The organism is Geomonas diazotrophica (genome assembly GCF_018919385.1).
GTDB classification, from domain to species: domain Bacteria; phylum Desulfobacterota; class Desulfuromonadia; order Geobacterales; family Geobacteraceae; genus Geomonas; species Geomonas diazotrophica.
In genome coordinates this window covers 127635-152837 of sequence record NZ_JAHLMF010000004.1, presented here as the reverse complement: position 1 = coordinate 152837, position 25203 = coordinate 127635, and the positions used below count along the sequence as shown (strand labels likewise).

Annotated in this window: 21 protein-coding genes; 9 read left to right on the top strand and 12 right to left on the bottom strand. The window is 63.1% G+C overall.

Going from position 1 to position 25203, the window contains the following annotated elements; all coding sequences use genetic code 11:
* Nucleotides 1–51 precede the first annotated feature (51 nt).
* The 8 genes from KOM00_RS05480 to KOM00_RS05445 all read left to right on the top strand — a co-directional run bounded on the left by KOM00_RS05480 (nucleotide 52) and on the right by KOM00_RS05445 (nucleotide 9946).
* Nucleotides 52–738, top strand: a complete 687-nt coding sequence (locus KOM00_RS05480) for a type 1 glutamine amidotransferase (RefSeq protein WP_216497829.1) — start codon at nucleotides 52–54, stop codon at nucleotides 736–738.
* Between the two features lie 117 nt (nucleotides 739–855).
* Nucleotides 856–3306: a response regulator gene (locus tag KOM00_RS05475; RefSeq protein WP_216497828.1), complete on the top strand. Its 2451-nt coding sequence runs from the start codon at nucleotides 856–858 to the stop codon at nucleotides 3304–3306.
* Entirely contained in the window at nucleotides 3300–5549 is a 2250-nt protein-coding gene (locus KOM00_RS05470; protein ID WP_236026759.1) for a putative bifunctional diguanylate cyclase/phosphodiesterase, read from the top strand. The genes KOM00_RS05475 and KOM00_RS05470 overlap by 7 nt, the downstream gene beginning before the upstream one ends.
* Nucleotides 5550–6050: 501 nt before the next feature.
* Nucleotides 6051–6389, top strand: coding sequence for a P-II family nitrogen regulator (locus tag KOM00_RS05465; RefSeq protein ID WP_183346759.1), 339 nt, complete (start codon nucleotides 6051–6053; stop codon nucleotides 6387–6389).
* 52 nt (nucleotides 6390–6441) lie between these two features.
* Nucleotides 6442–7965: an ammonium transporter gene (locus KOM00_RS05460; RefSeq protein WP_328758058.1), complete on the top strand. Its 1524-nt coding sequence runs from the start codon at nucleotides 6442–6444 to the stop codon at nucleotides 7963–7965.
* Between the two features lie 156 nt (nucleotides 7966–8121).
* Nucleotides 8122–8565 carry a ferritin family protein gene (locus tag KOM00_RS05455; protein WP_216497827.1) on the top strand — a complete coding sequence of 148 codons (444 nt, stop codon included), beginning with the start codon at nucleotides 8122–8124 and terminating at the stop codon, nucleotides 8563–8565.
* Entirely contained in the window at nucleotides 8555–9367 is an 813-nt protein-coding gene (locus KOM00_RS05450) for an inositol monophosphatase family protein (RefSeq protein ID WP_216497826.1), read from the top strand. Before KOM00_RS05455 ends, KOM00_RS05450 begins: the two co-directional genes overlap by 11 nt.
* 123 nt (nucleotides 9368–9490) lie before the next feature.
* On the top strand, nucleotides 9491–9946 hold the full coding sequence (locus tag KOM00_RS05445; RefSeq protein ID WP_216497825.1) for a universal stress protein: 456 nt from the start codon (nucleotides 9491–9493) through the stop codon (nucleotides 9944–9946).
* On the opposite strand, the gene KOM00_RS05440 is transcribed toward KOM00_RS05445, so the two are convergent.
* The 12 genes from KOM00_RS05440 to KOM00_RS05385 form a co-directional block, all read right to left on the bottom strand.
* Complete coding sequence (locus KOM00_RS05440; protein WP_216497824.1) at nucleotides 9936–10730, bottom strand: sugar phosphate isomerase/epimerase family protein; 795 nt, start codon at nucleotides 10728–10730, stop codon at nucleotides 9936–9938. The genes KOM00_RS05445 and KOM00_RS05440 overlap by 11 nt on opposite strands.
* Nucleotides 10731–10738: 8 nt before the next feature.
* Nucleotides 10739–12004, bottom strand: a complete 1266-nt coding sequence (locus KOM00_RS05435) for a putative nucleotidyltransferase substrate binding domain-containing protein (RefSeq protein ID WP_216497823.1) — start codon at nucleotides 12002–12004, stop codon at nucleotides 10739–10741.
* Nucleotides 12005–12165: 161 nt separating this feature from the next.
* Nucleotides 12166–13686, bottom strand: a complete 1521-nt coding sequence (locus KOM00_RS05430) for a VC_2705 family sodium/solute symporter (protein WP_216497822.1) — start codon at nucleotides 13684–13686, stop codon at nucleotides 12166–12168.
* A complete protein-coding gene (locus KOM00_RS05425) occupies nucleotides 13679–14002 on the bottom strand; it encodes a DUF4212 domain-containing protein (RefSeq protein ID WP_216497821.1) in 324 nt (107 codons plus the stop codon). The genes KOM00_RS05430 and KOM00_RS05425 overlap by 8 nt, the downstream gene beginning before the upstream one ends.
* A gap of 58 nt (nucleotides 14003–14060) precedes the next feature.
* Nucleotides 14061–15278, bottom strand: a complete 1218-nt coding sequence (locus tag KOM00_RS05420) for a putative nucleotidyltransferase substrate binding domain-containing protein (RefSeq protein WP_216497820.1) — start codon at nucleotides 15276–15278, stop codon at nucleotides 14061–14063.
* A gap of 206 nt (nucleotides 15279–15484) precedes the next feature.
* Entirely contained in the window at nucleotides 15485–17479 is a 1995-nt protein-coding gene (locus KOM00_RS05415; protein WP_216497819.1) for a solute symporter family protein, read from the bottom strand.
* A gap of 16 nt (nucleotides 17480–17495) precedes the next feature.
* The gene (locus KOM00_RS05410) at nucleotides 17496–17807 is read right to left on the bottom strand and encodes a DUF485 domain-containing protein (protein WP_216497818.1); all 312 of its coding nucleotides are present in this window, start codon (nucleotides 17805–17807) and stop codon (nucleotides 17496–17498) included.
* Nucleotides 17808–18687: 880 nt separating this feature from the next.
* Complete coding sequence (locus KOM00_RS05405; RefSeq protein WP_216497817.1) at nucleotides 18688–19734, bottom strand: hypothetical protein; 1047 nt, start codon at nucleotides 19732–19734, stop codon at nucleotides 18688–18690.
* Between the two features lie 32 nt (nucleotides 19735–19766).
* The gene (locus tag KOM00_RS05400) at nucleotides 19767–20018 is read right to left on the bottom strand and encodes a hypothetical protein (protein WP_012529954.1); all 252 of its coding nucleotides are present in this window, start codon (nucleotides 20016–20018) and stop codon (nucleotides 19767–19769) included.
* A gap of 72 nt (nucleotides 20019–20090) precedes the next feature.
* Complete coding sequence (locus KOM00_RS05395; protein WP_216497816.1) at nucleotides 20091–20288, bottom strand: hypothetical protein; 198 nt, start codon at nucleotides 20286–20288, stop codon at nucleotides 20091–20093.
* 376 nt (nucleotides 20289–20664) lie between these two features.
* Complete coding sequence (locus KOM00_RS05390) at nucleotides 20665–22047, bottom strand: sigma-54-dependent transcriptional regulator (RefSeq protein WP_216497815.1); 1383 nt, start codon at nucleotides 22045–22047, stop codon at nucleotides 20665–20667.
* A gap of 39 nt (nucleotides 22048–22086) precedes the next feature.
* Nucleotides 22087–24057 (bottom strand): cache domain-containing protein, encoded by a 1971-nt coding sequence (locus tag KOM00_RS05385; RefSeq protein ID WP_216497814.1) that lies wholly within the window; start codon nucleotides 24055–24057, stop codon nucleotides 22087–22089.
* 237 nt (nucleotides 24058–24294) lie between these two features.
* Between KOM00_RS05385 and KOM00_RS05380 the strand changes: the two genes are divergently transcribed.
* A complete protein-coding gene (locus tag KOM00_RS05380; protein WP_216497813.1) occupies nucleotides 24295–25200 on the top strand; it encodes a DUF2156 domain-containing protein in 906 nt (301 codons plus the stop codon).
* Nucleotides 25201–25203 lie beyond the last annotated feature (3 nt).

Genomic DNA, 25203 nt, shown 5'->3' with positions numbered 1-25203 from the left:
CTCCCAGAAGGGGGGAGGGGGGGCGCTTTTAGATAAAGACAAGGAGATTCCATGTTCCTGATCGTGCAAAACGACCCGCACTGCCCGGCAGGCGGACTCGTCGGGATCCTCGAGGAGTCGGGGCATCCCTACCGGTGCCTGGCCGCCTACGCTGCCGAGCCCTTCCCCGACCCGGCGACGCTTGCGGGGATCGTGGTGCTCGGCGGGGAGATGGGGGTGCACGACACGGTTGAGCACCCGCACCTGGCCCGCGTGCTGGAGTTCATCGAAGCCGCCATCAAGGCCGGGACGCCCCTTCTCGGTATCTGCCTTGGGGGGCAGCTCCTCTCCCACGCGACCGGCGGGGTGGTGAGCTCCCCCTCATGCCACGGCGAGATGGGGATCTGCCGCGTGGAACTGAACGGCGAGGGTAGCGCCGACCCGCTCTTCGCCGGGGTTCCCACCCCCTTCGTAACCTTCCAGCTCCACGGTGACAGTTTCACCGTTCCGCCGGGGGGCACGCTACTCGCCTCATCCGGTGCCTGCCCGGCCCAGGCCTTCCGGCTTCCCGGCAGCGTCTACGGGGTCCAGTTCCACCCCGAGGTCGACCGCGCCATCGTCGATGGCTGGGACGGCCTGTTCACTCCCCGCGCAGACTACCTCTCCGGCTTTATCTCCGCCGAAACGGAGTTCAACGCCGCCTCCCGCGCCATCCTGGCCAACTTCATCTCCCTCGCAACGGCCGCCCGCCTGCCTTGAAATCCCGACCCTGTATTGTAAAGTTCTAACGTTTGCCTTCCGGGCATCACGAGACCGCGCCCCCGCGGGGGCTCCGGCCGGTCAATTCCCCCTCCGGAACGCGACGAAGGAGGTGCCGTGAAGCTTTCGTGGCCGGGAAAAAGCTCGCTCAAATCCAGACTGATCACGCTTCTCCTCGGCTGCAACACGCTGCTGCTCCTGTCTCTCACTCTAAGCTTCATCTGCTACCATTCCCCCGCTGTATCCCCCGCACTCCCGGACTCCACGCTGTCTCTCTTCGCCTCCTTGCAGCTCACCCTGGCCCTGCTCGGCTCGGCGGGGGTAGCCGCGCTCCTCTCCCAGCGCATAGACTGGATCATATCCGAGCCGATCCGCGACCTGAGCAGGAAGATGGAGATCGTCTCCAGGAGCCAGGATTACCGGGTCAGGGTGGAGCGCGCCGGCGAAGACGAGCTGGCGGTCCTGTTCGCCTGCTTCAACAACATGCTGGCCGAGATCTCGATCCGGGACGAGCGCCTCGCGCTGCACTCTGAGGAATTGGAGATGGAGGTGGCGGAACGGACCCTGGAACTGTCGGAGGTGAACCGGCAGTTGGAGGCGAGCCTTGAGAGCGTGCGGGAAGCGATGCAGAGCGCCCAGTCGGCCAGCCGAGCCAAGTCGGATTTTCTGGCGCAGATGAGCCACGAGATCAGGACCCCGATGTACGGCGTGCTCGGCATGACCGAGCTCCTTTTGGGGACCGACCTGACCAGGGAGCAGACCCGCTACGTGGACACGGTGCGACGCTCCGGGGAGGCGCTCCTCTCCATCATCAACAACATCCTCGACTTCTCCAAGATCGAGGCGGGACGCATGGAGCTGGAGCAGATCCCCTTCGACCTGCACCAGCTCGCCTCCGACGCGATCGCCATCTGCGCCGAGGACGCGGCCCGGAAGGGGCTGGAGCTCGCCCTGGAGCTGGAGCCGGGACTGCCGCGCACCTTTACGGGGGACCCGGGGAGGCTGCGCCAGGTGATGGTGAACCTGCTGGGGAACGCCGTGAAGTTCACCTTGAAGGGGTCGGTACGCCTCTCCCTGGCGGTCGCGGAGCCCCCGGCCGTGGTTCGCGTCAGCGTCGCGGACACCGGCATCGGCATCGCCCCCGAGGCGCAGCAGCGCATCTTCAACCAGTTCACCCAGGGGGACGAATCCATGACCCGCAAGTACGGCGGCACCGGGCTGGGGCTGGCCATCGCCCGGCAGCTGACCGAGCTGATGGGGGGCGCCCTGGAGTTGGAGAGCGAGCCGGGGCGAGGCTCCCGCTTCAGTTTCACCGCCCGGCTCGAGGTTCATGAGGAGACCCCACGCCCAGAGCGCTGCTGCACGGCGCTGCGCGACAAACGGGTGCTTTTGGCCAGCGACGACGAAGAGACCCGGGACGGGATCGGGGAACAGCTTGATTCCTGGGGTATGGACCTGGAATGCGTTGCAGATGCCCCCGATGCGTTTTGCCGCATCGTGACAGCCCCCTTCGACGTAGCCATCCTGGACCACCGCCTGGCCGGCACCGACGGGGTGGAGCTTGCCGCCACCATCCGCACCGTACCCGCCGGACGCACGATCCGGATCCTGCTCCTGACCGAGCGGGAGGAGCAGGCCGCGGACCCGCGCCTGGCCGAGCTGCAGGCGACCACGTTCCCCAGGCGGCCGCTGCAGCAGGAGGGGCTGTACCGCGCGCTGATGGCGGCGCTGGGTATGGATGACGAAGATCGTCTGGCGGCAGGGTGCTGCGGTGCCCCTGCACCGCGCCAGCGCCAGGTGCTCCTCGTGGAGGACAACGCGGTGAACCAGGAGGTCGGGAGGGGGATGCTGGAAAGCCTGGGGTGCCGGGTCAAGGTGGTGGAGGATGGCGCCGCCGCCGTGAGCGAGGTGCAGCAAAACCGCTACGACGTGGTCTTCATGGACTGCCAGATGCCGGTCCTGGACGGCCTCGAGGCGACCAGGCGGATCAGGGCGTGGGAGCAGGGGAGCGGTGACCGGGTCCCCATCGTCGCGCTTACCGCCTACGCCATGCCGGGTGACCGGGTGGCTTGCCTGGAGGCTGGCGCGGACGATTATCTCTCCAAGCCCTTCACGTGCGACCAGATCGCCAAGACGATGGAACGGCTGCTGGACGGGACGGCACCGGCCCCGGCGACCGATGGGGAGGCGGCTACCGACGAGCCGCTGGAGGTGATCTCGCACGACAAGATGAGCGGCGCCCTGGAGATGATCCGCACCCTCCCCGGCAACCGCGGGGTGGAGATCCTGCGCAAGGTGGTGGACCTGTACCTGGCCAGCACCCCGGCGCTGCTGCAGACCATGCGCGAGGCCGAGTCGGGTGGGGACGCGGAGAAACTCAAGGCGGCCGCGCACAGCTTCAAGTCCAGCAGCGCCAACCTGGGCGCCCTGCGCCTGGCCGGGGTCTGCATGGAACTTGAGAGTCTGGGGCGGGCGGGGTCCACGGAAGGGGCGCTGCCGCTGCTGCACCAGGTCGAGGAGGAGTACCGGCTGGTGCGCGACGCCTTGAGGGGAGGGCCGTTATGCTGACCAGGAAGTCCAAGCGCGCCACCCCGCTGGTCATGGTGGTGGACGACGACCAGGCAGTGCGTCTGCTGGCCCGGGAGACCCTGGAGAACTCTGGGTTCGCGGTGCGCGACGCAGAGACCGGCGAGCAGGCGCTGGAGGAATTCGTCGCCCATGCCCCCGACCTCGTGCTCCTGGACGTGATGCTCCCCGGCGTGGACGGCTTTTCCGTCTGCAGCGCCATCCGGCGCACCGAGTGGGGGCGCGACACGCCGGTGCTGATGATGACCGGTCTGGATGACCTGGAATCCATCGACTGCGCCTACGAGGTCGGCGCCACCGACTTCATCACCAAGCCGATCAACTGGCACATCCTGGGTTACCGGGTGAGCTACATGCTGCGGGCAAGCAGCGCCCTTGAGCAGCTCAGGGAGAGCCGGGCCGGCCTCGCCCATGCCCAAAGCCTCGCCCACATCGGCTCCTGGGAGTGGGACCTCACCACCGGAGAGATCCGCTGCTCGGAAGAGGTGTACAGCATCTGCTGCATCGATCCCAGCCACCGCGACGGAAACCCCATACTCGACCCGGTGCACCACCAGGACCGCGCCTTCGTGCAGGGCTCCATCGACGACGCCATTGCCCAGCGCGCTCCCCTGAGTTTCGATTACCGCATCACCCTGGACGGGGGGGAGCGGACCCTGCACGCCGAGCTGGTGACCGTGCTGGACGAGGAGGGTGAGGCCGTCTGCCTTACCGGCACCATCCAGGACATCACCGAGCGCAAGCGGGCCGAGGAGCAGATCCGCCTTTTGGCCTACTACGACGCCCTGACCGGGCTCCCCAACCGCCGCTTCTTCCAGCAGCAGCTGGAGCAGGCGCTGGTCTTCGCCAACCGCAACGACCGCATGCTGGCCGTGCTGTTCCTCGACCTGGACCGCTTCAAGCTCGTCAACGACACCCTGGGACACGGGGTGGGGGACCGGCTGCTGCAGGACGTCGCCGACCGCCTGCTGCGCTGCGTGCGCAGAAGCGACTGCCTGGCCCGCGCCGAGGACGACTGTCCCCCCTCGCTGGTCTCGCGCCTGGGCGGGGACGAGTTCACCATCATGCTTTCGGACATCGAGCATTTTCAGGACGTGGCCAAGGTCGCCCGGCGCATTCTGGACGCGGTCTCGGTTCCCTACTCGCTGGAGGGGCAGGAGGTCTTCGTCTCCACCAGCATCGGCATCAGCCTCTACCCCTTCGACGCGACCACGGCGAGCGACCTGATCAGGAACGCGGACGGCGCCATGTACCAGGCCAAGGAGCAGGGGAGAAACGGCTACCAGATCTACGACGAGTCCATGAACGCAAAGGCGCTGGAGCGGATCATCCTGGAGAGCCAGCTGCACAAGGCCCTCAAGGAGGAGGAGTTCCAGGTGTACTACCAGCCCCAGGTGAGCTGCCGGACCGGCGAGGTGGTGGGGATCGAGGCCCTGGTGCGCTGGAACAGCAAGGAGCTGGGGGTGGTCGAGCCGGGGCGCTTCCTGCCGCTGGCCGAGGAGATCGGGCTGGTGATCCAGATCGACCAATGGGTGATGAGAGAGGCCTGCCGCCAGCACAAGCTCTGGATCGACCAGGGGCTGCCGCCGGTCACCATCGCGGTCAACATCTCGGGGCAGCAGTTCTTGAAGAACGAGCTGCTGGACATGGTCACCGCCGTCCTCGAGCGGAGCGGCCTCGATCCCGGCCTCCTGGAGCTGGAGCTCACCGAAGGGGTGCTCATGGCGCATACCGAGCGGACGGTTAAGACCCTCCAGGCCCTCAAGGGGATGGGGGTGCGTCTTGCCATAGACGACTTCGGCACCGGTTTCTCCTCGCTTTCCTACCTCAAGCGGTTCCCGCTCGACGTGCTGAAGATCGACCGGACCTTCATCAACGACATCACCAGCGATCCCGACGATGCGGCGATCACCCTGGCCACCATAGAAATGGCGCACACCCTGAAACTGCAGGTGATCGCGGAAGGGGTCGAGACCCAGGCGCAGCTCGAATTCCTCACCAGGAACCGCTGCGACATGTACCAGGGGTATCTGTTCAGCAAGCCGATGCGACCCGAGGAGTTCCCCCGCCTGTTCCTCCCCCCCGTCGGCGATCATGTCGTCGCCGCTCCTGCCGCCACCGATCCTGCCGCTACCGATCCTGTCGCTACCGATCCTGTCGCTACCGATCCTGTCGCTACCGATCCTGTCGCTACCGATCCTGCCGCCACCGATTCCGGCTGCTGATTCCGCCGCCCCGCTGGCCAGTCGTCCCGCCTCTGTCTCCCTTCCTTTTCCTTGCCTAAAAAATGATCATCCCTGCCGCAATAAGTGACCGCTGCATGGCCGCGTTTACGCCGTGGCGTCTGAAATGTCTGAAATTTAGATGTGTTGCGTGGCGTTGTGCGTGCTGGCACAGCCTGTGCTATGGGATGGTTACACGGCACGAGGGTGTGCCGCAGAAGGCTTTCCCGCCCGTTTAGGCAATGGTGCAGGTCGTGGTGGAGGGCATCATTATTGGGAAAGGGGGACTGTTTTCAAGGCTGCAAAGATCTGTTTATTCAAAGTTGAACAAAAGGCAAGGGCATCGAAGCCTTCAGGGGCCTGAAAAGAGGGTGAAACCTGGAACCGATGGATGCTATGTCTGCAAGCCGATCAAACCGGCCTGCCGAATGTTCTGCAAGACCTGTGATGCACGCAGTGTGCAAACGACAAATCCACCGCCATTACTAACAAAGGAGGCAAGTGATGAAGCTGATAGAAGCAATCATCAAGCCGTTCAAGCTGGACGAGGTGAAGGACGCCCTCAACGAGATCGGAATCGAGGGGATCACCGTGAGCGAGGTGAAGGGGTACGGGCGCCAGAAAGGGCACACCGAACTGTACCGTGGCGCAGAGTACGTCGTGGACTTCATACCCAAGGTGAAATTGGAAATTGTGGTGGCCGACGAGCTCGCGGCAAAAGCCGTAACCACCATCGAAGACACCGCCAAGACCGGCAGGATCGGCGATGGCAAGATCTTCATCCTGTCGCTGGAAGAGGCGGTCCGCATCAGGACCGGCGAGAAGGGCGACGAGGCGATCTAGGACTTCAGGTTCTTTCAATCCAAACCCATAAATACGATCAACGGAGAGTGTTATGATGCGTGACATTAAAAAGGTAAAGGATGCAGCTAAGCCCGCTTCCAGCTGCCTCACCATGAAACTCGGGAAGCTGGCCCTCCTGGCCAGCCTGATGCTGGTACCGGTCCTCGCCATAGCCGAGGAGAAGGCGGCCGATTCCGCCGCGGCACCGGCTGCCGCTACCGCCACCGCAGCCCCGGCGGCCGCTACCCCCGCCGCGGCACCTGCTCCGGCCGCAGCACCGGCCGCCGCCCCCGCAGCCAAAAACGTCGCCCCGGTCCTCAACACCGGCGACACCGCCTGGATGCTGGTCTCCGCGGCAATGGTCCTCTTCATGACCCCGGGCCTCGCCCTGTTCTACGGCGGCATGGTCCGCCAGAAAAACGTCCTCTCCACCATGATGCACTCCCTGGTGGCCATGGGCATCGTCGGCGTGCAGTGGGCCATCATCGGCTACTCTCTCGCCTTCGGTCCCGACATGGGGCACGGCCTGGTGGGCGACTTCAGCAAGGCCCTTATGAACGGGCTGATCACCTTCAAGGACGGCAACGCGATCTACGCGCTGTTCCAGAACGTCCCGACCGAGCCGGGCGCCATCCCCGAGTACGTGTTCGCCATGTACCAGGCCATGTTCGCCATCATCACCGTGGCCCTGATCTCGGGTGCCCTGGCCGAGAGGATCAAGTTCTCCGCCTACTGCCTGTTCGTACTGCTCTGGACCACCCTGGTCTACGATCCGCTGGCACACTGGGTCTGGATGTCCGACGGCTGGCTCTTCAAGATGGGCGCACTCGACTTCGCAGGCGGCACCGTCGTTCACCTCTCTTCCGGTATCTCGGCACTGGTGGTTCTCTTCTTCCTCGGCAAGCGTCACGGCTTCCCGACTGAGCGCATGGCTCCGCATAACCTGCCGCTGACCCTGCTCGGCGTCGGTCTGCTCTGGTTCGGCTGGTTCGGTTTCAACGCGGGTTCCGCCATCGTGGGCGCCGGCTGCTCCGACGCGGCGGGCGGCTTGGCCGGCCTCGCCTTCATGACCACCACCATCGCACCGGCCGCTGCCGGCCTGACCTGGATGATCGCCGAGTGGATCCATGCCGGCAAGCCTTCCGCCCTGGGCTTCGGCTCCGGCGTGGTGGCCGGCCTGGTCGTGATCACCCCCGCTGCCGGTTTCGTACAGCCTGGTGCAGCCCTGCTCATGGGCGTAGCCGGTGGCCTGGTCTGCTACGGCGGCGTGCTGCTCAAGGCGAAGCTCAAGTACGACGACTCCCTGGATGCCTTTGGCGTGCACGGCGTGGGCGGCACCACCGGCGCCATCCTGACCGGCGTCTTCGCCACCGTCGGCGCCACCGGCCTCACCTCCGGCAACATGAAGCAGTTCGTCACCCAGCTGATCGCCGTCGGCGCGGCAGGCGCCTACGCGGTGGTGGTGACCCTGGTGATCGCCTTCGTCCTGCACAAGACCATCGGCCTGCGCGTCGAGAAGGAAGACGAGATCATGGGCCTCGACCAGACCCAGCACTCCGAGACCGCATACAACTAGCACAGACAGCACAGCATGCGACGAGAGGGGGGACCGCGAGGTCCCCCTTTTCTTGTTGGGCCTTTCCGCGTCGGGAAAAAAACGTCTACCCTTTTGAAATATAGAGATTTCCTGTTAATGTTTTCCAGCCAGAAAAAGACATCTCGGGAGGGAGATATGGATTCCAGGGACATGGTGCTCCGGAAGGAAGGGGACGGCATAGGGTACTACGAGCGCTGCAGCGCCGAGGCGGGGGTGGCGGGGCTCTCCACCATCTTCAGGATGTTCAGCGACGACGAGCTGCGTCACGCGGGGGCGCTACGGGCGCTTAGGGAGGGGGGAAGGGTGGACCTCCGCCAATCCGCCACGCTGGAGGGGGCGAGGAGCATCCTGCGCCGGCTCTCGGCCCAGGAACTCTCCCGCTACCGGGGCGACCTCGGGGTGTACCGGAACGCCATGCGGTTCGAGGCGCTTTCGGCGCGAACCTGCTCCGAACTGGCCCGCGAGGCGCTGCACCCCTGGGAGCGCGAGATGTTCCAGACCATGGCCGAGGAGGACGAGATCCACTTCACTCTGCTCGAGGAGATGCAGGAACTTCTGGAGGAAACTGATGTCCAGTGAGGTCGGGCTGCAGCAGATGCTCGAGGTTGCGGTCTCGGCCGCACGCGAGGCGGGGGCTCTCCAGAAGCAGAGACTCTGGGGGGATTTCACCTTCTCCTTCAAGGGTGAGGTCGACATCGTGACCGAGGTGGACCGGGCCTGCGAGGAGATGATCGTGAACCGGATCCGGAGCGCCTTTCCCGGCCACAGCTTCCTGGCAGAAGAGAACCTCTACGCCGACGGCGACCCCGCCTGGCGCTGGATCATCGACCCGCTGGACGGCACCACGAATTACGCCCACGGCTTCCCCTGGTTCTGCGTTTCCATCGCCCTGGAGCGGGAAGGCGAGCTCACCCTCGGGGTGATCTACCACTGCATGATGGACGAACTGTTCACGACAACACTCGGGAGGGGGGCCTTCTTGAACGGAGCCCCCATCCGCGTCTCCTCCCGCGCGCCCCTGAGGCAGTCCCTGATCGCCACCGGCTTTCCCTATGACGCCGCGCGCGGCAACGAGAACAACTTCCGCAACTTCTTCGAGCTGCAGCTCGCGGCGCGCGGGGTGCGCCGGGCCGGGGCCGCGGCGCTCGACCTGGCCTACGTGGCGGCGGGGAGGCTTGACGGCTACTGGGAGTGCAAACTGAAACCCTGGGACGTGGCCGCCGGGGCGCTGTTGGTCAGGGAGGCGGGGGGGACGGTGACCAACCACATGGGGGAGCCGCACCGGATCGACGACCACCGCATCCTGGCCACCAACGGTCTCATACACGACGAGATCGAGTCCCTACTGGAGCGGGCGGGAAAGGCCGAGCCGGTGCTGTGAACTTTTTTCCCGCCTACCCGCACCCGCGACACGCTTCAGCTCCTTAAAATCCTGTAGGAAAAAGCACGGCGATGTTATATAGTTGTGCAGCCTTTCACCCCCCATCCGCACTCCGGAGGAAAGATGCTCAACCTGCGCAAGAAGATCCTGGTGGCCATCGACGGGTCGCCGCTGTCGGACAAGGCCGCCGAGGAGGCGGTTCGCTTCGCGGCGGGCATCCCGAGCCAGTTTAAGAGCAAGGTCTACGGGCTCCTGGTGCTCCCCAACGCGCCGCGCAACACCTTCACCGATTTCGTCCCCGCGCGCCCCATAACCGAGCAGGACCAGTGGAGCGAGCTCAAGGAGCGCATCTTCTACGTCGTGGAGAAACTCGCCGCCGAACTGGAGGTGCCGCTTGAGACCGCGGTGGTGTACGGGGATCCCGCCGACGAGCTGATCCGGTTCTCGCAGAAGGAGGAGATCGACGTCATCGTGATCGGGAGCACCGGCAAGGGGTTTTTGAAGCGGAAGCTTCTGGGGAGCGTGTCGCACAAGGTGGTGCGGGACGCCAAGTGCTCGGTCTACGTGGTCAGAGGGTAGTCTTGGCGGTCTCCTGCCTCAGGTAGGCGAGGATCTCCTTGAGGCTTTCCAGGATGATCCCCTCCCCCTTGGGGAACTCGTGGGGGGAAAGCTCCAGGGTCAGGATGTCGTTGTAGGCGGTGTTGCGCAGGTGGTTCAAGAAGCGGGTGAGCGGCAGGATGCCGTGCCCCGGCAGCAGGTGCTGCCGGCCGTGCCCGTAGTCGGAGAAGTGGATGTTCCTGATCCGGCCGCTGTTGTAGCAGAGGTAGAAGTCGTTGATGAAGTTTGCCCGCCCGCTCCCCATGTGGGTGCAGTCGAAGGTGAGGTAGAGGTTCCTCTCCTGGAGGAACTCGATCAGCTTCTGGGTGTCGGAGAGGATGTAACCGTTGATCCGGTACTTGCCGGTCCAGGGCATGTTCTCCAGGGTGACCGCCACCTGGTTCCCCCCGATCTCCTTCTGGAAGTCCTGCATCCGGTACAGCCAGCGCCAGTACGCGAACTCCAGTCCCAGCCAGGAGGGGGGATGGAAGTTCACCAGCCCGATGCCGCAGTCCGCGGCGATCTCCACACAACGTTTCAAAGAGTCGACCGGGCTCCCCCAGCCGTCCAGCTGCAGGAAAGGGGCGTGGATCGAGAAGATCGGCATGATCTGCGCGAGCTCTTTCACCAGCCGCCGCGCGTTCACCTTCTGGAACTCCTGGTTGATCACCAGTTCCATGCCGTCGAAACCGGCTTCCCGGGCCATGGCGAAGGCCTTGGGGAGGGGGAAGGTGAACAGCGTTCCTGCGGAGATGGATATGCGCATGCCCGGTCCTATACCTGTCCCACCAGTCTCTGGTAGGCGATCTTCTGCAGGCTGAGCACCGCCTCCAGTGCGGCCCTGAGGCGTTCGTCCAGCGCCGTGCTGAACTCCTCCGGATTGGCGAAGGCTGTCGCCCCTTCGCTGCGGATCTCACCCTCGATCCTCAACTGCATCAGGCACTGCAGCGCCTTCAAAAGCCGCTCGGCCAGCTCCACGTCCAGCGCCCCCCGGTACAAGAGCTGACGAACCCGCTCGAGTGTCCCCCCTTCGTGCACCTCCGCCTGCAGCGCCAGGATGCGGACCAACTGCACCAGGGGGGAGAGCCCCAGCGTCTCGATGTCGATCTCCCCCTGGTGTTCCCCGCCGCGTTCCAGCCGCCAGCGACCGAAGTGCCCGAGGGCGAGCGGCAGGTTGATCACCCGGCGCGCCAGCTGGAAGAATGGATCGCGCCCGCGCTGCTCCCTGAGGGCGGCGGCCGCAGCGCTCATCGCCTGTTCGGCAAGCGGTTCGAAGCCGGCGACGTGGCAGAGGTCGGCCATCGACTCCAGGCGCCAGCGCCACTCGGGAAGCGGCTGCGCCGTCTGCTTCTGCGCGGCGGCGAAGGGGAGCACCGGCTCCAGTTCGGGGGGAGGGGGCTGACCGCGGTCGCCGTTTTTCAACAGGGAGCGCCACTCGGAGAGGGAGCCGTGCCAGGGGGTCTCCCCTTCGGCGAGCAGCCCCGCCTCGTGGAGCGCCTGGGTGAGCTGGCGGCCGAACAGGTAGAAGCGCTGCGAGTCGAGCTGGTGCAGCAGGAGGTAGCGGTTGCGGCCGTAGAGGGTCTGCTCGCCACGGCCGCGGTCCCCGGAGACCAGCAGGGCGTAGACCGGCGCCGTTCCCTGTCCCAGGTCGCGCATGCGCTCCTCGGCCAGTTGTGCCGTCCGTTGCAGCACCATGTCGTGCAGGGCGTTGCAGGCGCCGCACAGGGCGAGGGGGGAGTTGCGGCGCCGGAAATGGGCGGAGACCAGTTCCCGGTAGCGCGCCTGGAGCGGCACCAGTGCCGCGGGGACGGGTGCCTCTGCTATCGCAAGGTTGAGCGCCGCCAGTTCCTCGTCGAGCTGCCCCTCGTAGGCCAACTCCTCCTTGAACGTGTCGATCAGCGTGCCGAGGAAGGCTTCCGCCTCGCGCGAGGAACTGCTCCCCCACTTGCCCTCCAGGCGCTTCTTGAGGCTCTGCACCAGCTCGGTGCTGGCGCGCCACTTGAGGATGTCGTCTCCCTTGGTTCCCAAAAGCATGGGCATAAAAGCTCCAAAACAGGTTCTACGTACTTTTTACGTTCTATGTTCTATGTTCTACGTTAAAACCTCTCATGGTGCCGCGCGGCTGCCGCATCTACGCCGCCGACAACGAATAACCCTCAACATAGAACATAGAACTTAGAGCTTAGAAGGTCCTCTCGTTGTTAGTCCAGATGCCCGTGCACCTCCTGCTCCAGGAAACGCCTCATCTCCTCGGGCGGGGCGGGGGTCGCCAGCGAGACGGCGATCATGACACAGATGACCAGCGGTGCGCCGCAAAGGGCCGAGGCGGTGACCGGGAAGTAGGAGGCGAGGGCCGGGAGCACGCCCCCCAAAAGCGGCTGGGCGACGGTACAGAGGACGCCGGTGAACATGCCGGCGATGGCACCGTAACGGTTGGCCCGGTCCCACCAGATCCCCAACAGGAACAAAGGGAAGATGGTGTTCCCCGCCAATGCGAAGGCGACCGCGGTGATCTCGGCGATCAGGCCGGGCGGGTTCAGTGCCACCAGGAGTACCAGCGCGGCCAGCACCAGGGTTCCCCCCTTGGCCACCTGCATGCGCGCCCTCTCGCTGGCCTTTGGGTTCATGAAGCTGTAGTAGATGTCGTGGGAGATGGAGGCGGCCCCGGTCATCAACAGCCCAGCGACGGTGAAGAAGGCGGCCGACAGAGCGCCGGCGGCCAGCACCCCCACCAGCCATCCCGGTAGCCCGGCCATGAGTGCGGTCTTCAAGGCTATCACGTCGGCCGAGGCGCGGGCCGTCACCGGGGTGAAGGCGATCCCCTGGCGCGCCTCGAGGAGCCTGCCGAAAACGGCGAAGGCGGGGGCGGACCAGTAGATGAGGGCGATGAAGAAGAGCCCCCATACCACGCTCCAGCGGGCGTCACGGACGTTGGGTACGGTGTAGAAGCGCGACAGCACGTGGGGGAGCCCGCCGGTCCCCACCATGAGGGTGAAGCAGAGCGCGCACCATTCGAAGAGCGAGTCCCCGGCGAAGGGGAGGGTGAAGTCTATGCGGAACTCCCGGGCCAGGTCGGTCAGGGCCCGGCCGTAGCCGAACTGCGGCAGCAGCCAGAAGTAGCCGAGCTTGCGGGCCAGCCACATGAGCGGGACGATGAACGCGACGCAGATGACCAAGTACTGCAGCTGCTGGTTGCGCGGGACCCCGAGCGCGCCGGAGACCACCAGGTAGGAGACCACGGCGAGGGCCCCGTAGGTCACCCCCTGCTCGTAGCCGATGCCGAACATGAAGGCGAAGATGAGCCCGATCCCCTTGAACTGGGCCACGCAGTAGATCACCGAGATGGCGATGGCGATCACCGCGGCCAAGAGCCTCGCGGCCGGGGAACCGTAACGCTCGCCCACGAACTCGGGGGTGGTGAACTTGCCGAAGCGGCGGATCTGGCTGGCCAGCAGCACCAGCAGGAGGACGTACCCCCCGGTCCAGCCGATCACGTAGGCGAGCCCCTGGTAGCCCCGCAGGTAGATGATGCCGGCCAGTCCCATGAGGCTCGCGGCGCTCATCCAGTTGCTGGCGATGGCAGCACCTCCGCCGATCCTGCCGGTGTAACGGCCGCCGAAGCCGTACTCCTGGCTCTCGCGCGACTTTTGCCTGAGGCCGACCAGGATGAAGGAAAGCAGCACCAGCAGAACGACGAAGATGGACCAGGACGAGTCATTCATAGCTTCTGTCTCTCCGGCGGCTGTGGTACTCGGTGATCCGGTCCACGTAGATGTTGAAGATGACGCACAGGACGATGAACCACAGGGGGAGGAACTGCCCGGTGAACCAAAAGTGCAGCGGCAGGTTGAACAGGGTGAGCCGGGTCAGGAGGCTGCCGGCGCCGGTGCCCCGGCAGGCGTAGACCAGGAATTGGAAACCGAAGGTGCAGACTCCCCAGCCGAAGAGGATGGCGAGGATGATGCGCACCTCGTCCCGCATGTGCCCCTCCTTGGGGCGCAACAGGTTTACCTTGTAGGGCTTTTCGGGTCGGCTCATGTCTCCTCCGCTAACGGCGCCCGGGCGGGAGAGCCCGGGGGGGACCGCAACCTCGCTCCTAGACAATGGAGAAGTTGGTGTGGATGGTCTTTTGCAAATCCTCGATGAGGAGCAGCGCCTGCCTCATGCGTTCCCTCTCGTCGCTGGGAAGAGAGTAGGGGTTGAGGTAGTAGGCGTCGTTCTGGATCCCCTTGATCACCTTGATCTGGAGCAGGATGCGGTGCTTGGTGAGGATGCGGTAGGCGGCGACGAGCCCGCGCGCCATGTTGGCGGAGAAGCTGTGCTCCTTCTCGAGAAGTTCGATCCTTTGCACCGTGGAGGTGGCCGGAATGCCCTGGTTGATGGCCAGTATGCGCACGTTCATCACCAGGGGGGCCCAGGCCAAGAGCTTCAGGTTGAAGGAGCCCTTGTGCTCGCCGCTTCCCTCGGTCCAGAACCGCTTCAGGAAACCAAGCGCCAGCTTCATCTCGGTGGCCGCCTTGGCCATGCCCCAAAGGGCCATGAAGTAGTCCTGCAAAAGGGAGCGGATCAGTGACACCAGCCTGCCGGCCAGCTCCGCGTCGCCGGCGACGAAGCGGGCGTCGGAGAGGACGATCAGGTCCATCATGTTCTTGCCGTAGTCCTCGGTCTCGTAGCGCACGATGGCGTGCAGCCGGCGCTGCCACTGCGACAGGGAACCGCGCCAGTTGTCGTTTATGGGCATGATGCCGCCGGTGCACTTCTTGAAGCCGATTTCGGCCAGCCGCTCCACCAGTATGCGGCTGTACTCCTGGAAGTAAGCGTCGGCCTCCGCGCCCCCGTCGTCGCTGTAGACGATGAGGTAGTCCTGGTCGGTGATGAGGGTCTGCTCCTCGCGACCGTCGCTCCCCATGCTGACCAGGGCGAAGGGGACCGGCGGGGGGGAGGGCATCTCCGCCGCCACCAGTTCCAGCGCGCGCCCGGCCAGGGCGTCGCGGTACCAAGTGCAGTTCTCGTGCAGGGCGGTTACCGAGTAGAAGTTGAGGAAACGCTCCATCTCCAGGAGGTTCAGCTCCTCGTGGAGCTTCAGCAGCGCCGGGTAGTCGGTCTCTGTCCGCACCCGGTCGATGATCGTCTCTTCACGTCCCGAGTACAGGCGCAGCTTGCCGAGCTCCTCCGAGCTCTGCCAGAGGAGCCCCTCCAAAAGCCTCTTCCCCTCGTTCCGGTCCAAAAGCGGAAGATAGGCGTGCACCTCCCCCAGCAACTCCGAGAGGAGTTCCCCGTCGCTTGACTCGGGTGGGTAGATCTGATGGGGCATGCGCGGCCACCTCTTTTCAATCTGCTCGTGGCGTTGATTCTACAGAAAAATACGGGGATGTAAAACTGTTTTGCTGCTAAGAGGGGCGTTTTCTTGACTTTTTTGCTGGGACCCGGGCCCAGAAGGGGAGGAAAGAACGGGGCGCTGGACAAAAAAATTGGGGAAGGTTTCCCTTCCCCAATTCCATGCTGCTGCTGTGCTGCGTGCTAGTGCTCGACGGCCTTGGCCATACCCAAACCGGTGTTCTGGCGGACGTAGACCTCGTCGAACATCTCCTCGGAGCGCCTGCTCGGGAAGGCCAGGGCGCCCAGGATGGCGGCCATGAAGCCCAGCGGGATGGAGATGATGCCCGGGTTCTTCAGGGTGAAGAGCGGCTTCTCCAGGCCGACCATGGAGGTGCCGGTCTGCTGTGCGTCAACCTTCGCCTTGGCAAGCGCCTTGGCGTCTTTCTCGGAGAGGCTCTGGCCGGCGGGGAGTGCCGCCTGCTTCTTCTCCATGGCCACGACCACCTTCTTGGCGCCTTCGGCGATCACTTTCGGGTAGGTCATGTTGGGGGATACCATCACCAGGGCGATGGAGGCTACGGTGCCGACCACGAGGCCGGAGATGACGCCGGCGGTGTTGAACTTCCTCCAGAAGAGGGAGAGGACAACGACCGGGAGGTTGCCGGAGGCGGCGACCGCGAAGGCCAGCGCCACCAGGTGGGCGACGTTCTGCTTCTCGGCGGCGATACCGATCAGAATGCCGCAGGCGCCTACCACGAAGGACGTGGCGCGGGCTGCGAAGACCTGCTCGTGCTGGTCGGCGTGGCCGTCCTTGATCACGTTCACGTAGATGTCGTGTGCGATGGCAGCGGAGGCCGCCAGTACCAGGCCGGAGACCACGGCGAGGATGGTGGCGAAGGCGACGGCGCACAGGAAGGCGAGGAAGAGGTCGCCGATGATCGGTGCGATGTCGGCGCCCATCTGCTGTGCCAGCATCAGGGTAGCCATGTTGCCGCCCGGGTCGACCGAGGTGATCCCCTGCGGGGTCAGGTGGATGGCGGCGCCGAAGCCGAGCAGGGTGGTCAGGACGTAGAAACCGCCGATGATGAACATCGCGATGATGACAGACTTACGTGCGGCCTGTGCGGTCGGCACGGTGAAGAAGCGCATCAGGATGTGCGGCATGCCGGCGGTGCCGAGCACGAGGGCCATACCCAGGGAGATCTGGTCGAGCGGGTTCTTGAGGTACAGGCCGGGCTCGAGGAAGCGCTGGCCGGCGTCCATGCCGGAAAGGATGACACCGTCTTTCAGCACCAGCTTGGAAACGTGGTCCTGGATCTCAGGGCTGCTCACGATGGTGTTGAAGAAGCCGATCGGGTTGAAGCCTGACTTGATCATGACCAGGAAGGAGAGCAGGAAGGCGCCCGACATGAGCAGGCCCGCCTTGATGATCTGTACCCAGGTGGTGGCGACCATGCCGCCGAAGACGACGTAGCCGACCATGAGCACGCCGACGCCGATGATGGACATCTTGTAGGGGATGCCGATCAGAAGCGCCATCAGCTTGCCTGCACCAACCATTTGCGCGGTGAGGTAGAAGGTGGAAACGGCGACGGTGGAAATGGCGGCGAAGGCGCGCACCGGCTTGGGCGAGGTACGGAAGGAGAGGATGTCCCCCAGGGTGTACTTGCCCGCGTTGCGGCACGGTTCCGCCACGATCAGGAGCACGGTGATGTAGGCCACCAGCCAGCCGACCGAGTACATGAAGCCGTCATAGCCGTAGAGCGAGATGAGGCCGGAAATACCCAGGAAGGACGCCGCAGACATGTAGTCGCCGGCGATGGCCCAGCCGTTCTGGGTGCCGGTGATGCCGCCGCCCGCAGCGTAGAAGTCGGCTGCGGACTTGGTCTGCTTGGCGGCCCATACCACGACCCCCATGGTAATGGCGATGATGATCATGAACATGCCGATGGTGATGGTCTTGTTGGCCTTCAGTTCCTTCTTGACCGGTGCGGGTGCCGCGGGGGCAGGGGTGGCCACGGAAGCGGCCGCGTTGGGTGCTGGTGCCGCTGCGGTCGCGGCCGGTGCTCCCTGGGCTGCCGGGGCGCTCATCGCAGGCGCCGCGCCGGCTGCCGGGGCCTTCTGCTCTTCAGCGTAGGCTGCTGCGGCTACCGAGAGGGCCAAGGTGGCTGCTATGAATATCTTCTTGATGGTCATGTCCTGTCCTCCCTTCCTAGAGATGTAATTCGTCGATCAGTTCCCTGGTCAACCGGTCAAAGTCCTTGTTGGCGACGTGCGAGTAGTAGAGTGCAATCCCCCAGGAGACGAAGAACTGGGAGAGTGCGAAGATGTACCCGAAATTGATTACGCCAATGATCTTGACCTTGAAGATTCCCGGTGTGTAGGCCGCCCCGATGGGAAGCAGGAAATAGTACACACAGGAGAAAATCCACCATCCGAAAAGGAAGGCCGTCTTCTTGTGATGTAGCTCCACGAACTTGGGATTTTTTGCGATAGCTTTCCAGTCGTACTGTCTTTCTGCCATGGTTGTCACTCCTTTCTCAGTAAGATGCGTTGCGGCGGCGTCCCGCCCCTCTGGTTTCAGTTCCCGATAAATCCCCCTTTCCCGTTTTCGCAAATTTTGTTTCTAAAACTGTCGGTGTTGTTTTGCTGAAAATTGTTAAAGCGTTCTGTTTAGAAGCGCTGCTTTGCAAGTCACTGTATTATAAGGAATGTTTGATTCGGTTTGCCCGTCGGTTCGTCTCTGCCTCTTTCCAACCGTCTCCGAAATTTCCGTATACGTGAGAATGTTGTATCACATGATTTTCAAATGTACAATAAAAATAAACAGCGTTCTAAAGAAAATGACGTTCCGGATGTGGCTAGTTTTATCATCTGGTTAGCTGCAACTATTTTAAATGACACCGTAAAAAAGAAAAGGGTACGGTAAATTATTTTTTATTATTGTTCGGTGGCGGCGGCGGGACGCCGTTTTTGAGGGGTTTCGTGGTGGTGTTTTGTCAACCGCTCAAACGCTGTCGCATAATTGTGTCAGACATTCTGGTTACTCATTCTCGTTGCACGCCGGGTCGGCAGCGGCAGTATTCCGTAGCGGATCGCCTGCTTTTCCTAAGGGCAGACAGCTTAGAGACGGGGCGGGGGGGGGGGGCGTACGGCTTTCAGATTCGGTTGATGCAGCTGCTAATGACAGGGATTACCGATAAGGGGCGACGATGGTGATGTGAAAGGCTGGTATGTGAGGGGAGATTTCTGGATATGGTGGGATCGGTAGCGGGTTAAATAGGGAATAATATGTGACGGCGTTTTATATATACTGTAAATCGCAACGACGGTTGCAAAAAGAAAGGGAAAGCCTGAGTCGGCTTTCCCTCATGGAACTGATGGATTTCGCGAAGTAGCGTGGCTTATTTCTCCATTGACAGTCGGCGCGACGGTCCGTTCATCCTTATCGCGGCAGCGAACTCCATCCAGAAGATGAGGTAGATGGAAACCATCAGGGAGAGCCCGATGTTCGCGTTCTCAGGCCCCAGGGCTTTGCTCAGGATGGGGGAGGCGAAGCCGGCGCCCAGGGTCCCGGTGGCCCGTTCCAAGAGGTAGAAGACGGGGAGGGTGATCAGGGTCCCGGCGAACATGATAGCGATGCCGCGTCCGCGCTTCACCCAATACTTGGGGGAGAAGCCGAACATCCTCATGAATATTACCACCAGGATGATCCAGACCGAGTAGTCAACCGCGGCGTCGGGAAGGGCAAGCTTGTTCTTGACCAGGGCCACCTCGAGGATGGTGACCGCGAAGAGCAGCACGAACATCCAGTTGAACTTCTCGTTGGCCTGGGTCTGCCAGTTGCGGCTGTCCGGAGCGGCGGTCTCGCGCATGGAGTGGTTCGGCGTCCCAAGCGCGGAGAAGAGGATGGCGAACCAGATCCCCGCGTTGTGGAACAAAAGCGAGGCGTGGTTGCCGGCCACGTTGGCGATGCGGGACATGGGGTCGCGGGCGAAGTCGGCGGCGATCCGCATCAGGAACAGGTTAACGATCACCGAGCACATGATGATCACCGTCAGGGTGAAGATGCGCCGCGGCAGCAGGTACGGGTCGATACGGTCCGGAAAGCCGAGGATGAAGGCGAACCAGATCAGGTACATGATGAGCGGGATGCCCAGGCAGATGCCGTACACCGAGTTGCCGGCGAAGTCCCCGTTTTGCGCGTAGATGATGTACTTCTCGTCGCTGTCCGGGTCGGTGTTGACCGCCTGTACCACTTCCTTGGGGATCTTCTTCACGTAAGGGAGGAGTCCCATGCCGTACCAGCCATGGTCGCCCTGTGCGGTGTCCACCACCCAGTACTGGTCCCCCATCATCTCGTCGAGCCCCTGGAAAATCCGCAGCGAAAAGGTCGCGCAGAGGACGACGACGACTAAAAGAAGAATCACGTTTGACAGTCTCATCGGCATGTGACGTTCCTCCTAATCGGCGCCAGGCGCTGTTATTCCTTGTGGGTGGTCCAGAACATGGAGACCGCGTTGGCGGCGAAAAGGCCGTAGAGCCACATGGTGTTCCAGGCCGGCCCGGACCAGTGGCTGCCGCGCCCGCCGCCGACCACGCCGGAGGCGATCACGATTCCGATCATGGCGGTGAAGGCTACCATGGCGACGGCGCGCAGGATCGCTGAGTTGCGCCAGGTATGCCGCTCCAACTCCTCAAGCCTCGAGAGCAGTTCAAGTTCTTTTTCACTCATCGCCGTTCTCCTTTTCCATGAAAATGCAGCCCTGCAGTGTTTGATTCGCCCCCGCCCGGTTTCACCCGTCGGCTACACCAGGCAGAGGTGGGAATCGAGTTGCCCGGCCGGCACCCGGTCGGACAGCTCCTGGTATTTGAGGCACTCCCTGTAACGGCAGCTGCAGAAGGTGATGATCTGCTTGACGTCGTGCGGCGAGATGTACCCGCAGCCCACGTCGCAGTAATCATCGTTTTTGCCGAAGAAGGGGCAGACCGTAGCTTCCTGCATATGACCTCATACCTTTTACTACGTAAAGAAAGGGTGACGTAAACAGTGTTAGCAACTGGCGTACCAATTTGCCGTTTACCGACTTATTAGCATGATATATACGTAATTTCAAATGGTTGGCGCGCTGACGGGGAGCGGTTGGCCGGAGGAGAGAGGGGGGGCTTTCGCAAAATCGCAAAGAAAGATTAACGGGTGGCGCAGCGGGAGTTAACGTTTCCCGCGCGGCCGGTATTCGGGGGTGCCGGTTTAAAGCTGCGTGAAAACGGGTGGTTGGCGTGCGTGAAGCGGGTGGGGGGGCTGAATTTGCAAGCCTGCAAGTGGGGCAGCCCCCTTTTTTGCAATGCTGCAAAAGGGGCCGTCCCTGCGGCCGACCGGCTCAGATGTTGTACTCGTCCTTCCTGATGCCGTATTTCTTGATCTTTCGGTAGATGGTGGCCATGTTGGTGCCCGCTTCCTTGGCGGCGGCCTCCACGTTCCCCTGGTTCTTGCGCAAAAGCCCCCTCAGGTACTCGGTCTCGAAGCGCATCAGCGCCTTGGAGTATTCACCCTCCTCGGCGATCGCCTCCCCGGCGGTTTCGGTGGGGACCACCTCGATGAACTGGGAGAGCACCGGCAGGGTGATGTAGTCGCTGCTCTCCATGGCGATGCACGCCTCGATCACGTTTTTGAGCTGCCGGATGTTGCCCGGCCAGGAAAACTCCACGGCGGCCTCCATGGCGTCATGGGTGAGCCCCTTGATGTGGGTGCCGAACTTCGAGTTCTGCAGCGAGATGAAGTGCGCCGCCAGCAGGGCGATGTCGTCCCTTCTTTCCCGTAGCGGCGGGAGGTGGAGGTTGACCACGTTCAGGCGGTAGTAGAGGTCCTCGCGGAACTCCCCGGCCTTCACCGCCTGTTTCATGTCGGCGTTGGTGGCCGACAGGAGGCGGACGTCGACCTTGGTGGGGGTGGGGTCCCCCAGTCGGTTGAACTCTTGTTCCTGGAGAAAGCGCAGCAGGGTCTTTTGCACCGTCATGGGGAGGTTGCCCACCTCGTCCAAAAACAGGGTCCCCCCGTCGGCGGTCTCCAACAGGCCGCGCCGGTTCTCGGTGGCGCCGGTGAAGGCCCCCTTCTTGTAGCCGAAGAGCTCGCTCTCCAGGAGGGAGGCGGGGAGGGCGCCGCAGTTGATGGCGACGAACTTCTTCTCCTTCCTGGGGGAGTTGTAGTGCACCGCCTGGGCGATCAGCTCCTTCCCCGTCCCGGACTCGCCGGTGATGAGCACCGAGGTGTCGCGCACGGCAAGCTTCTCCACCCGCTCCAGCACCTCCTTGAGCGCGGTGGAGGCGCCGATGATGTTGCCGAAGTTGAAGCGCCCCACCAGCTCCTCGCGCAGCTCGCGGTTCTCCTCCATGAGGCGTGTGTGCTGCAGCGCGTTCTTGACCCGGTACAGGAGCTCCTCGGGCTCGAAGGGCTTGGTGAGCATGTCGTAGGCCCCTTTCCTCAGGGCCTGGATGGACATCTCCACGGTGGCATAGGCGGTCACCATGATGACCGGTATGGCGGGGTCCTTCTGCTTCACCCGCTGCAAAAGCTCCAGCCCGTCCATCCCGGGCATCTTGATGTCGGTGACCAAAAGGTCCCACTGGCCGGCCTGGAAGCTCTCGGCGGCCTCGAAGCTCCTGGTGAACGCGGAGACCGCGTAGCCGTTGTCCGAGAGGACCGCCTCCATCATCCGGCAGAGTCCCTCCTCGTTGTCTACCAGCATCACTCGTTTCTTGGTCATGGACCTACTCCGTCAACCGCGCAGGGCGGGCAGTTTTGTTTAGTAGTACTCTTCCCTTTTCAGGGGGAGGCGCACCTCGACCGTGGTTCCGGCGCCGATCTCGCTCTCTATGCCGATCTTGCCGTGATGCTGCTCCACGATCTGCTTGGTGATGGCGAGTCCCAGCCCCGTCCCCTTCACCTTGGTGGTGAAGAACGGCTCGAAGATCTTCTCCATGTGCTCGGGGGAGATCCCGGCGCCGTTGTCGCGGAACTTGAGGCTCACCCACTCCTCGCCGCCGGGCTCGGTGCTCACCACCAGCTCTCCCCCCTTCTGCATGGCGGCCCCGGCGTTGAGGATCAGGTTGATGGCCACCTGGCGCAGCTGGTCGCCGTCCACCATGATAGGCGGCAGGCTGCGGTCGAAGCTCTTCTTCACGCTGACATGGTGCATGTCGGTGTGGTTCGCGGCGAAGTCTACGATCTGTTCCAGGAGGTCGTTGATGTCGGTCTCCTCCAGGACCGGCTGCGGGGTCCGCGCGTAGGAGAGGAGGTCCTGGACGATCTTCTTGCAGCGCTTGCTTTCGCGCTTTATCTCGTGGATGAACTTGTAGTTGGGGTCCTCCGGGGGCAGCTTCTTTTCGATGTAGGCGGCGTAGCCCAGGATGACCCCCAGCGGGTTGTTGATCTCGTGGGCGACCCCGGAGGAGAGCACCCCCAGCGAGGCCATCTTCCCCTGCTGGGCGAGGTTGGCCTCCAGCTCCTTGTTGTGCTTGATGATCCTGGTCATCCGGTTGAAGGCGTTGGCGAGTTCGCCCAGTTCGTCCTCGGATTCGACCGGCATGGTCTCATCCAGCCGTCCCTGTTTGACCTGGCGGATCACCTCGATCATCCGGCTGATCGGCTCGGTCATCACCCGCGAGGCGAGCAGCACCATGAACACCGACAGCACCGAGACCAGGATGGTGAGGACCACCATGCTTTCCAGGATGCGCCCCTTGATGGCGTTAGCCTCCTGGTAGAATTCCTCCTCGTAGGAGCCGACGGCGACGATCCAGTTCCAGGGTTCGAAGTACTCGTAGCGCACGATCTTCATGCGCGGCGCCTCTTCCCCCTTGTTCTTCCAGGGGTAGCGGATCCAGCCGTTTTTCCTCTCGCACATCTCCTTGATGAAGTGCTGGCCGTTGAAGTCCACGGCGTTGAGGAAGTTCCTTCCCTCGCCGGTGGGGTGGATCATGAAGTTGCCGGAGGTGTCCATGGCGTAGATGTAGCCGGTCTTGCCCACCTTCTTGCTCTTGATCTTCTCTTTGAGCGCCTCGAAGGAGCGGCGCTCGAAGGCCGAGTCCTCGTAGGTCTCCTCGAGGTAGCCACCGGCGGCGATGATCCAGTCCCATTCCTTGAAGTAGCGGTAGGCCACCACCTTCTTCCTGAGGGACTTGTCGCCTAAGGCTGCGTTCTTCCAGGGATAGACGATGTAGAGGACCTCTCCCGGCTTGGCGCGGTGCGCCTTCTCGATCATCTCCTTGATGAAGTAGCGGCCGGTCTCGTCCCGGCTTTCGGAGACGTTGGCGCCCTCCTGGGCCACGTGGACCTTCAGTTCGCCGCGGCTGTTCATGGCGTAGATGTAGCCGGTCTTGCCGACGTTCACCTTCAAGAGCGCGTTTCTCGCCTCGCGCATGGCGCCGGCCACGTCGGTGCGCCCGGATTTCTGCAGGTTGTGCTGGCTTTTTACCACGTTGTAGGCCAGCTCGCTCACCGTCTTCAGCTCTTCGTGAAAGGTCTTTTCCTTGTCCTGCTTGTAGACCTGGAACTGCTGGTAATGAGAGTTCAAAAGGTCGACGGTGAAGGAGGCCATGTGCTGCAGGTCGTCCTTGCTGGTCTGGGTGATGCCGAGGTAGGCCTGTTTGGTGGAGATGTAGCCGATGATGCCGCCGACCAGGAAGATGGGGATGATCACCAGGGGGAGCACCAGGATCACCATCTTCCAGCGCAGTTTCAGGTTCTTTATGAAGTCGAAGAGATATCTCTGCACGGCTCCCCCGGGAAAATCCGTTTTCTTTTTGCTACATTCATACTGATTCTCTATCCGAGTGAGAGGTGCATTCTCTCTGTCATTACTGGCTTTGAGCTTAGCCAAACAGCTTTTTGCAAACACTACCGGTAGAGTAAGCGCGATACTACCGTATACGGTATGGGAAATGCCAGTCATTTTTTCGCAATTCTGCAAAAAAATGAGTATACTGAGACAGTTTTTTTTCTGGAGAGAGACATGGAGATCCCGCGCTACCCGCAGACCCGGGGCATCGCCCTGGAAGACAAGCCCCTGTTGGACCGGCTCTTTGCCGAGTTGCAGCCCCGCATCTCGGAGCTGACCTTCGCGAACCTGTACCTGTTTCGCAAGGTGCACGAGTACCGGCTGACGCACCTGGGGGACGCGGTCGTCGCGCTCGGGCGCGGCTACGACGGCTCCGCCTATTTCCTTCCACCCTTCGGCGGCGACATCGCCGCGGCGACCCGTGAGTTGCTGGACCTTGGACTTACCCTGTACGGTGCGGACGACCTGTTCCTCGCGCGCCATCTCGACGGGGGGGACGGCGTAGAGGCGATTGCGGACCGCAACAACTTCGATTACCTGCACCTGAAGGACGAGATGGCGCAGCTAAACGGGAAGCAGTACCACAAGAAGAAAAACCGGGTGAACTACTTCCTGAACCGGCACCGGCACCGGGTGGAGTTCCTCGATGACGGGCATCTCCCCGGTGCGCTGGCCCTGCTCGAGGAGTGGGGGCGGGTCAGGACGGAGATCGTGCCGCGGGGGGCGGCACAGGGAGGCTCGGTGCAGGGGGAGGTCGAGGGGGCCGCGGAGGCGCTCAGGCTGTACCGCGAACTGGGGCTTTCCGGGGTTGTGGTCCTGGTGGATGACGTGGTGCGCGGCTTCGCGCTGGGGGAAAGGCTGAACCGGGAGACGGCGGTCTGCCATTTCGAGAAGGGGGACCTCTTCATGGAGGGGTTGTACCAACTGCTGGACCGGGAGTTTTCCCGGCTCTTGTTCACCGATTGCACCTATTTGAACCGCGAGCAGGACCTCGGGGAGGAGTCGCTCAGGCAGGCGAAGCTCTCCTACCACCCGGTGGAGCTGGTGGTGAAGTACAGGGTGAAGAGGCAGGGGCTGTAGGGG